This is a genomic window from Xanthomonas sp. LMG 12459, assembly GCF_009192905.1.
GTDB lineage: Bacteria > Pseudomonadota > Gammaproteobacteria > Xanthomonadales > Xanthomonadaceae > Xanthomonas_A > Xanthomonas_A sontii.
Window position 1 is genome coordinate 45,851 of sequence record NZ_NSGT01000026.1, and the last position, 8,100, is coordinate 53,950.

The window sequence follows — 8,100 nt, forward strand, 5'->3', positions numbered from 1 at the left end:
GTTTGATCCTCCTTGAATTTTGTTCCTGAAGGGCAGCTCCATCTATTTTTCTTGTCGCGTATGCCTGTGTCAAACCGACGCCCCGACGTCCCCCGGTTTTGAGTAGCAGGGCGATTTGGAGTCCAATCCCCAACGAGACGGAGATTGGACGTGAAGAAGCGCTTTACCGAAGAGCAGATCATCGGCTTCCTGCGTGAGGCCGAAGCCGGCGTGGCGGTGAAGGACCTGTGCCGGCGGCACGGATTCAGCGAGGCCTCCTACTACCTGTGGCGAAGCAAGTTCGGCGGCATGAGCGTGCCGGAGGCCAAGCGGCTCAAGGAGCTGGAGGCGGAGAACACGCGGCTGAAGAAGCTGCTGGCCGAGCAGTTGTTCGAGAACGACGTTATCAAGGACGCCCTGCGAAAAAAGTGGTGACCGCACCGGCGCGCAGGATGCTGGTGCGGCAGCTGATGGAGCGCGGGCTCACGGAGCGTCGGGCGCTGGCCGTGGTGCGGATGAGCGCCAGCGCGCTGCGCTACGTCCCGCGTCCGGATCGCAACGTCGAGCTGCGCGAGCGGATCCTGGCGCTGGCGCAGCGGCACAAGCGCTACGGCGTCGGGATGATCTATCTGAAGCTGCGGCAGGAGCAGTGGCCGGTGAACTACAAGCGGGTGGAACGGCTGTATCAAGAGGCCAGGTTGCAGGTGCGCCGGCGCAAGCGCAAGAAGGTGCTGCTGGGCGAGCGCCAGCCGTTGCTTCGGCCTGAAGCCGCTAACCAGGTCTGGTCGATGGACTTCGTGTTCGACCGCACCGCCGAGGGCCGGGTGCTCAAGGCCCTGACCATCGTCGACGATGCCACGCACGAGGCGGTGGCGATCGAGGTGGAGCGGGCTGTCTACGGTCACGGCGTGGCCCGGGTGCTGGATCGGCTGGCACTGACACGGGGTCTGCCGCAGGTGATCCGCACCGACAACGACAAGGAGTTCTGCGGCAAGACGATGGTGACGTGGGCTCACGAGCGCGGTGTGCAGCTGCGCTTGATCCAGCCAGGCAAGCCGAACCAGAACGCCTACATCGAGAGCCTCAACGGCCGCCTGCGCGACGAGTGCCTCAACGAACACTGGTTCCCGACGCTGCTGCACGCCCGCGCCGAGATCCAGACCTGGCGACGGGAATATAACGAGGAGCGACCGAAGAAGATCTTGGGCGGCCTGACCCCGGCCGCCTATGCCCAACAGCTAGCGGCCAAAGCCGCTACGATGAAACCCGGACTCTAAAGAGCCCCGTTACTGAAAGCGGGGGGACGTCGAGGTTATGCAACAATGCGCCTAAGCCGCTGGAGAGAAAGTATGAAAAAGCATCTCGCCGTACTGCTGCTGATCGTGGGCCTTGTCTGTAATGCGCCCACGCTCGCCCAATCCTCCAAGTCGCCCTTTCTCGGAAAATGGGTGCTCGATGTCGCGAGCATGCCGGCGCCGCCCGCGCAGCGGCCGAAAAGCGCCTCGCTCACCTACAGCGATGTGGGCAAGGGCAAGTGGCAGACGAATGCCGACATCGTCGGTGGCGATGGGCATGACATCCATGCCGTCGCCATTTATCCGCTAGACGGAACCGCAGCCCCAAGCAAAGGCTACCCGACGGTCGACACCACGGCCGTATGGCTGCCGGCGCCGAACGTGATGGTCGCCGCCTTCTACTTGAAGGGAATGCCACGCACGACGCGCACTTACACCGTCGCCCCTGACGGCAAGACGATGACCGAAACCGTGGTCTGGTTGAACATCAACGGCGAGCCGGCGATCACGATGAACCGCTTCAACCGCGCGGAGCAGCAATGACGTGTTGGTGGCGTTTGCCGTAGCGCTGCGCTGGCGGTTGCGGCACAAGGCCGAGCAACAATCTAGGCCACTACGGCCACTACGGCCACGACGACCACCTCCAGGAAATGCGCAACTAGGACGAGACCGGCGCGGATCCGTCGCACTCAAGTGGGGCGAAGGCCGGGGCTGGCGCCTCTACTGTGCCAAGAACCTGTTGGCGGCCTGCGAGCACTCTGTGGTCACTGAAAAGCCGGTCGTGGTGAATGTCGACTAGGACGGGAGGCGTCGGTCACTTCCACAATCTGACAGTCCTCAGCACGAGCTCGCATCAAGGCTAGACAACATGTCAAACAGTCATCTCTCGACCCGTCATCTCGACGCGCTGAAGGAACAGCTACGGGAACTGAAGGAAGCACAACCGCCACATCCTTGGTGCGAAGTAGCGACTATTGCTGTCGCCGGTTTGCACTCCATCGGATTCGATATGGAATCCGAATATCTGCTTGTTGTTTCAAGCGCCGGCCGGGGAGTAATCGACTGTCATGCCGGGCAGAAGGTGGCACGAGACTATGAGGAGAACTACGAGGGGGAGGAATTCTTGGAGGCCAATGGCATTGGCCCACTTCAGGGAAAGAAAATTCGTACATCTGGCTTGCCGGGTGGAGGCCTACCCCTTGGTACATCCGATGGTTGGCATATTGAACTGGTAACCCTCGACTGGCCCATCAGGGAGATTATTCTCGTAGAGCCCTTTTCATCTCTCTACGGCGCCCGGAACGGAAAGCCGGCGATCTTTCATAAGATCTATGCGACGTACGAGTTGAGAGCTATTGGATTTTCGTACACGGGCAAGACGCTTGTCATTGCCACGTCAAGCGATATCGTGATCTTCTCAAGAGGTGGAAGCTGACATCCCCATTGCCTAGAAAATGAGGATATCGGCACGGATAGCCTCGATCCACCAAACTCGCTGTTGGCATCGATCCATCAACATCTGCCCCCCCATGACCACATTCCAATTCCAACCACGCTGGAAGGAAGAACTCGTCTGCACCGGCCCGGGCGGCGAGTTCGTACTGGATTTCCCGATGGGCGTGCCGACGGTCTACGTGCCCACCGAGCATGCCTGGGCGCAGAGTGCACCTGCGTGGGCGCGCGAGCTGTGGCCGGTGTTCAAGGCCGAGCTGGAAGCCTGGTGCCAGGCGCGCGACGTGCAGTTCTTCCTGGATGGATCGGCCAAGTGCTACGGAGCCACCGCCAAGGCCTAGGTGAACACGCTGACAGCAGGTGGATGCACGTGGCTTGGTATCCTGCCGCGCCATCGCTGCAAGGCCCCCAATGAGCCAGAGTAAAGAGCGCGCTGACACGACGAACGTCCCGCTGTACCACCTGATCGCGCCGGAATCGCACGAGGCCCTCGGTCCGTGGGCGGACGCGTTCCCGGCGTACACCGTCGTGGTCGGCTACTCGAGTCTGGGTCACGTCTTTCTGCACGACCCGGCCAGCCAGGATTACGCGGTGCTGCACCCGTTCAAGGCCGCCGGCAAGTCCTATGGTGCGCACGCCTCCGCCGAGGCATTCGAGGCGGCCATCCTGCGCGATCCGGGCTTCGAGGCGTACGTGTTGCGCGGCGACCACGTGCGGGCGATCGCGGCGCGTCTTGGCCCGTTGAAGCCTGGGCAGATCTACATTCCGCAGCCGTATCCGACGCTTGGCGGAACGGAAGCGCCCGAGACGTACGACAAGGGCGATGTATGGGTGTTCGCGGATCTCGTCGCGCAAAGCGTGGGCTTGTGACGTGAACCCGAGCGATTTCGCAGGGCATGGCTGATGGGGATGCTGCGTGCAAGTCGCCGATCGACACGTGTGTTGTGCGTGCTTGCAGGCGCGCTGCTTGGTGTTGCCGCGCTGTGCGTGGGCGTTGATCCTGCGTCGCCGGTACGGTCGAGCGCGTGTGTGCTGCTTGCGATCGGCGCCGGCGTCCATGTGGTCTCCGCGTTCCTGGGCAGCGACGCCTGGCGGAGTCGCTTGATCGGGCTATGGCCGGGCATCTGAAGGCACGCTTTCGACAACCCGGGCGGCACGGCCTCGCCGCCCGGATCACACGCAACGCGGACGCCGCAGAGGCCGCGCCTCAGTGCTTCGCCGTCTTGCGCCGGTACACGCCATTGAAGCTGACGTTTGCGCCACCGCACTCCAGGTTGTCCGAGGCCACCAGCAGGTCGCCGACCAGCTGTAGGCGAACCTTGCAGTCGTCCTGGCTGAGTTCAAGCCGATTGCCTTCGGGAAAGCCGCGCGCGGTGACAGCGCCAAGGTGCGGCCCACCAGGCGCTTGATCTGGGGTCGGGTTGGCACTAGGCCAGTAGGCATCGCCGTTGGCGGTGATGGTGCCGTCGCCGTTGGCGATCAGTTGCAGTTCGTTGTCGCCGTCGTGCCACTGGCCGACCCAGGCCTGCGGCTTCGGTGCGGCCGTCGCCGGCAGCGGCTGCACGCTGGACGCTGCCACCCAACCGGCGCTGCCGCCGACCTTGTTGGGGTAGAACGCGCAGACGAAGCCGCCCTGGCGCTGCGCCAGGATCACGGTGTCGTCCTTGACCACATAGGCGCGCTGCCGGCACGCGGCCTCGCCCTTGGCCGGGCAACCGTCGTCGTCGTTGAGCAGGTACAGGCGCGGCACTGCGACCTTGGCGAGCGAGAACCCGGCCGTGCTCATGGGGAAGCCGCCGTTGCGGCACATCGCCGTGTCCTCGTCCGGCGCCGCGTAGGCCAGTGCGGGAACCGCCAACAAGGCGAGCAGCCAGGTCTTGTGCATCATAGTCGCTCCAGAGGTGGGGCAATAGTGTGGTGCATGCCGGGTGAACCGGTGGCGAGCGAATCAGCAGGTGAGGACATCATGCTGCCCGCCGGACACCGTCGCTGTGGTGCATGGCGTGGCCTCCCGTAACCCATGCGCGCCAGCCAGCCGCAGCGACGCCGAGGAACACCTCGACCAGTAAGGTGGCTGCCATCAGGCACGCCGCGGGGATACCCTTGCCGCGGTCCAGATTTTGGAATGGCAGTGAAGTACCTGGCGGGCGATGTCTTCGCGATCCCGTCGGATGCGGGAACGTACGCGCTCTGCCAAGTGCTGTGGGCGCCGCAGGGCGACTATCGCAAGGTGGTCGGCTTCTGTGTGCTGGAACAGCAGGCATCGGAACCGACGCTTGGCGCGTCGCCGACCCGGCCGTTGCCGGTGCGCGATGGCGACAAGGACATCCGATTGCTGTTCACCGGCATCCAGAAACTCAGGAGCGGCGAATGGCAGATCGTCGGCCGCGCGCCGCTGCCCCAAGACGCCGGGGAGTTGCTGACCTTCCACACCGCCGGCGCCCTACACGAAGGCGACACCTTCGTGCGGATGCTGTCGGTGGACGAGTACGCGTGCTATCCGTCGATGTCGGTGCTCGGATTCGAGCTGGTGCAGCGGCTGCTGAGCGACAGCCGGTGATCGAGGGCGCCGGCCGTTGACGGCCAGTGCCCGCTCGGCGAGCATCGCATGCAGCCTCGGCGCAGGGGCGAGGCCAACGCCGCACATCACTTCTGTCTGGATCAGGTGACACCATGCCCGCGAGCCTGTTGACCGAGGTCGTCCTGCGCCCGCTGGTCGAGATCGTCCTCTATGGTCTGTGCTATGTCGTCGGTATGCTCGTGGTGCCGACGTTCTCGTTCGGTTACTACAGTGTCGAACCGTGGAGCAGCAAACGGCGCAGCAAATCCGACAAGCGCAGCGCGTACCTGGCCCCACGCGTGGTCTCGGCCGACGCGGCGGCCTTCTGGGGCGGGTTTGCCCTGGTGGGCTTTGGGCTGTTGGGCTATGCGCTGTGGCAGGCAGCGGGGACTTAACCCCGAAGCGGCCACACAGCGCTACGCTTGCTGTCGACTGCAACGGATTGCACCTACCCATGCCTCACTCGGCCACCTGCTTCACCACGCGTTACACGCTGTCGACCCTGCGCGATCAGATCGACGAGCGCCCCGAACTGGTGATGGCGTTGGAGTGCATGATCGAGGTGGAAGAGGAGCACTTCCCTGACCCACCAACCTTCGCGGCGCTGTCGCATCTGGCGCAGTGCTCGGCATGCCAGGCCTGGAGCGCCGCCTGGATGGACGCGCAGTTCCCGGAGCGGGTGGTGTGGCGCAAGCGGATTGCACGCTACTGCTGCAGCAGCATGTTCGCGGCGGTGACCAAGCCGGACAGGGTCGTGCGGATCGGCTTCGAGTTGTTCCGTGGCGAGGATCCGACCTGGTACCTCAATGATGCGATCTGTGTGCAGTTCTGTCCGTGGTGCGGGCAGCGCCTGCCCGATCGTCCGTTCGAGCCGGATCTGGAGCCGGAGCCGGAGCAAACACCGTGAGGCTGTGCCGCAGCTGCGTCGCCATGACGGCGGGAGGGCTGCCGCGACGGTCGATCGCCCTGTGGCGGCTCAACCGGCTTGCGGATCCGTCGCACGACCACGCTGCTTGCCGCGTGGCGATGTCGGCACTTGGCGGTGTGCGATGAAGCAGCGCCTGCTCGCCCTCGCGATCGCGCTGCTGTCCGCCGGTTGGGTGCTGCCGCTGTGGTGCGGTGTCGAGGCGTGGCTGACGTTCTGGCAACGCGGGGGCACAGCGTCGTTGCAAGGTGGTCCTCCCGGCGACTCGTTTCCGTACCTGGCCTTCGCCTCGGCCTGCAGCAAGGTCGCCAGCGTCTGGCTTGCCGTCGCAATCGGCATCTGGACGTATCTGGGCGCGCGTGCCTGTCTACGACAGATGCGATGAGTTGTCATGCGCCCGTGCTGCAATGGGTCCGGCCGGTCGCTGCACCACGGTGTCGGTCCCCGGTGGCAGGGCGCTGCGAGAGATGCCCATGTGCCGCAGACGGCGATGCCGGCCGCCACCGGGTTGCATGACGTGCCGCACCGTTGTCCACCTGGGCGGCCGTGCATGCGTTACCTTCCTGGACCGCCCATCCGCGCCTGCGCGCCATGACGCAGCCACGCCGATGCGCGCGTCCGCCCCCCGATCGTTCGAGAGTCAAGCTGCCGCATGCATCCTGTCATCCATTTCCGCTCCCGCCTGCTCGAGGTGAGCGCCGAGCCGGAGAATCCGATCAATCCGATCCGCGGCAGCTCGCTGCTGGACTGGCTGCGCGTGCGTGTGGGCGACGCCATGGTCCTGTCCGAGCCGGACCCGGAGGACTGGGGCTGGGCCTCCGAAGCCGAATGCCAGGGACGCACCTACCTGGTCGGCGCCTACGCCGAGGAAGAGGTCGATGGCAACCATACCTGGATGCTGCAGATCGAGAAGGAGCGCTCGTTCTGGGAGCGGCTGCTCGGCCGCCATGCGATGCGCGACGACGATCCGTGCTTTGCGCGGCTGCATGCGCTGATCGCGGCCGAACCACGGTTCACCGACGTGGTGGTGGAACGCGAATCCTGACCGCCGGTAGGGCTGCCCGACGCGATGGCAGGGACTGCAGCACACGCGCCATCGCGCTTGGGTATGCTCGGCGGTCCCTCTCCATCCGCGTGCCACCATGCCGATCCGTACCCTGTCGCTGTTCCCGTTGCTGCTGATCGGCACCTCGCCCGAGCTGATGGCGGCGCCCAGGCATTGCCTGCCGTATGGTCCGACTCAGGTCACCCTGTCCGGTATTCTGGCGCCGTCGCCCACCGACGCCGCCGCGCCTGCTGTCCCGCATACGCATACGCATACGCATCCGGACGCCGCTGCCGGTGCGGCAGCGACCCAGGAAGAGGTACTGATCCTGCCGCAGCCGCTGTGCGTGGCGGCGTCGGCGGATGGGCGCCAGCCGCGGCACGAGCAGGTGCGCCAGCTGCGGCTGGCGGTCACCGCGGACCAGGCGGCGCATCTGCGCGAAGAAGGTGTCGGCCAGGTGGTGAGGGTGACCGGAACCCTGGCGCATGCGCCGATCGGGCCGGATGCACCGCCGCTGCGCTTGAGCGTGCTCGGGGTGGACAGCGACTGAAGGATGCCCCGGTGACGCGCTTTCGCTGCGATTTAGCGGCATGTGTCGTGGCCTTGTAGGAGTCAACTGTCATGCACCTGCGATGACAGGAGGAGCGTACGGGGCCTGATCGCGCGCGATGGCATTGAGCCAGCGCAGGAACTTGTGCATGCAGGCGACGATGGCGACCTTGGCCGGCTTGCCCGCTGCGCGCAGACGTGCGTAGGTGTTGGCCAAGGGGGATTTGGCGCGGATGCTGGCCCAGGTGGCCATGTACAGCACGCGCCGCACGTCGGCACGTCCGCCTTTGATGCG

The 8,100-nt window shown here is 65.1% G+C and carries 12 protein-coding genes and 1 pseudogene; 11 read left to right on the plus strand and 2 right to left on the minus strand.

The annotated features are described in order from the left end of the window. Positions 1-150 precede the first annotated feature (150 nt). The 5 genes from CEK65_RS07050 to CEK65_RS07070 all read left to right on the plus strand — a co-directional run bounded on the left by CEK65_RS07050 (position 151) and on the right by CEK65_RS07070 (position 3,596). Positions 151-1,256 (plus strand): IS3 family transposase gene (locus CEK65_RS07050; RefSeq protein ID WP_150410023.1). Its coding sequence is split into 2 segments (ribosomal slippage): positions 151-409 and positions 409-1,256, totalling 1,107 coding nucleotides; the frame shifts between segments, so codons are not numbered across the junction. A gap of 72 nt (positions 1,257-1,328) precedes the next feature. After that, on the plus strand, positions 1,329-1,817 hold the full coding sequence (locus tag CEK65_RS07055) for a hypothetical protein (RefSeq protein ID WP_152181225.1): 489 nt from the start codon (positions 1,329-1,331) through the stop codon (positions 1,815-1,817). Between the two features lie 325 nt (positions 1,818-2,142). After that, positions 2,143-2,709 (plus strand): hypothetical protein, encoded by a 567-nt coding sequence (locus tag CEK65_RS07060; protein ID WP_152181226.1) that lies wholly within the window; start codon positions 2,143-2,145, stop codon positions 2,707-2,709. A gap of 94 nt (positions 2,710-2,803) precedes the next feature. Then, entirely contained in the window at positions 2,804-3,067 is a 264-nt protein-coding gene (locus CEK65_RS07065; protein WP_017914672.1) for a hypothetical protein, read from the plus strand. Positions 3,068-3,137: 70 nt separating this feature from the next. Next, a complete protein-coding gene (locus CEK65_RS07070; protein WP_226980500.1) occupies positions 3,138-3,596 on the plus strand; it encodes a T6SS immunity protein Tdi1 domain-containing protein in 459 nt (152 codons plus the stop codon). Positions 3,597-3,933: 337 nt separating this feature from the next. On the opposite strand, the gene CEK65_RS07075 is transcribed toward CEK65_RS07070, so the two are convergent. Further along, the gene (locus CEK65_RS07075; protein WP_026143233.1) at positions 3,934-4,611 is read right to left on the minus strand and encodes a hypothetical protein; all 678 of its coding nucleotides are present in this window, start codon (positions 4,609-4,611) and stop codon (positions 3,934-3,936) included. A 240-nt stretch (positions 4,612-4,851) separates the two neighbouring features. Between CEK65_RS07075 and CEK65_RS07080 the strand changes: the two genes are divergently transcribed. The 6 genes from CEK65_RS07080 to CEK65_RS07105 all read left to right on the plus strand — a co-directional run bounded on the left by CEK65_RS07080 (position 4,852) and on the right by CEK65_RS07105 (position 7,806). Then, positions 4,852-5,286 (plus strand): hypothetical protein, encoded by a 435-nt coding sequence (locus CEK65_RS07080; protein ID WP_017914675.1) that lies wholly within the window; start codon positions 4,852-4,854, stop codon positions 5,284-5,286. Between the two features lie 113 nt (positions 5,287-5,399). Then, positions 5,400-5,681 carry a hypothetical protein gene (locus CEK65_RS07085; RefSeq protein WP_026143234.1) on the plus strand — a complete coding sequence of 94 codons (282 nt, stop codon included), beginning with the start codon at positions 5,400-5,402 and terminating at the stop codon, positions 5,679-5,681. Positions 5,682-5,740: 59 nt separating this feature from the next. Next, positions 5,741-6,193: a hypothetical protein gene (locus CEK65_RS07090; RefSeq protein WP_017911385.1), complete on the plus strand. Its 453-nt coding sequence runs from the start codon at positions 5,741-5,743 to the stop codon at positions 6,191-6,193. A 142-nt stretch (positions 6,194-6,335) separates the two neighbouring features. Next, entirely contained in the window at positions 6,336-6,596 is a 261-nt protein-coding gene (locus CEK65_RS07095) for a hypothetical protein (protein ID WP_017914677.1), read from the plus strand. Positions 6,597-6,863: 267 nt separating this feature from the next. Then, positions 6,864-7,256, plus strand: a complete 393-nt coding sequence (locus CEK65_RS07100) for a hypothetical protein (protein WP_017914678.1) — start codon at positions 6,864-6,866, stop codon at positions 7,254-7,256. Between the two features lie 97 nt (positions 7,257-7,353). Continuing rightward, positions 7,354-7,806, plus strand: a complete 453-nt coding sequence (locus tag CEK65_RS07105; protein ID WP_017914679.1) for a hypothetical protein — start codon at positions 7,354-7,356, stop codon at positions 7,804-7,806. A 69-nt stretch (positions 7,807-7,875) separates the two neighbouring features. Here CEK65_RS07105 and CEK65_RS20945 read toward each other — a convergent pair. Continuing rightward, positions 7,876-8,100, minus strand: a pseudogene (locus CEK65_RS20945) (IS110 family transposase); the annotation flags it as partial.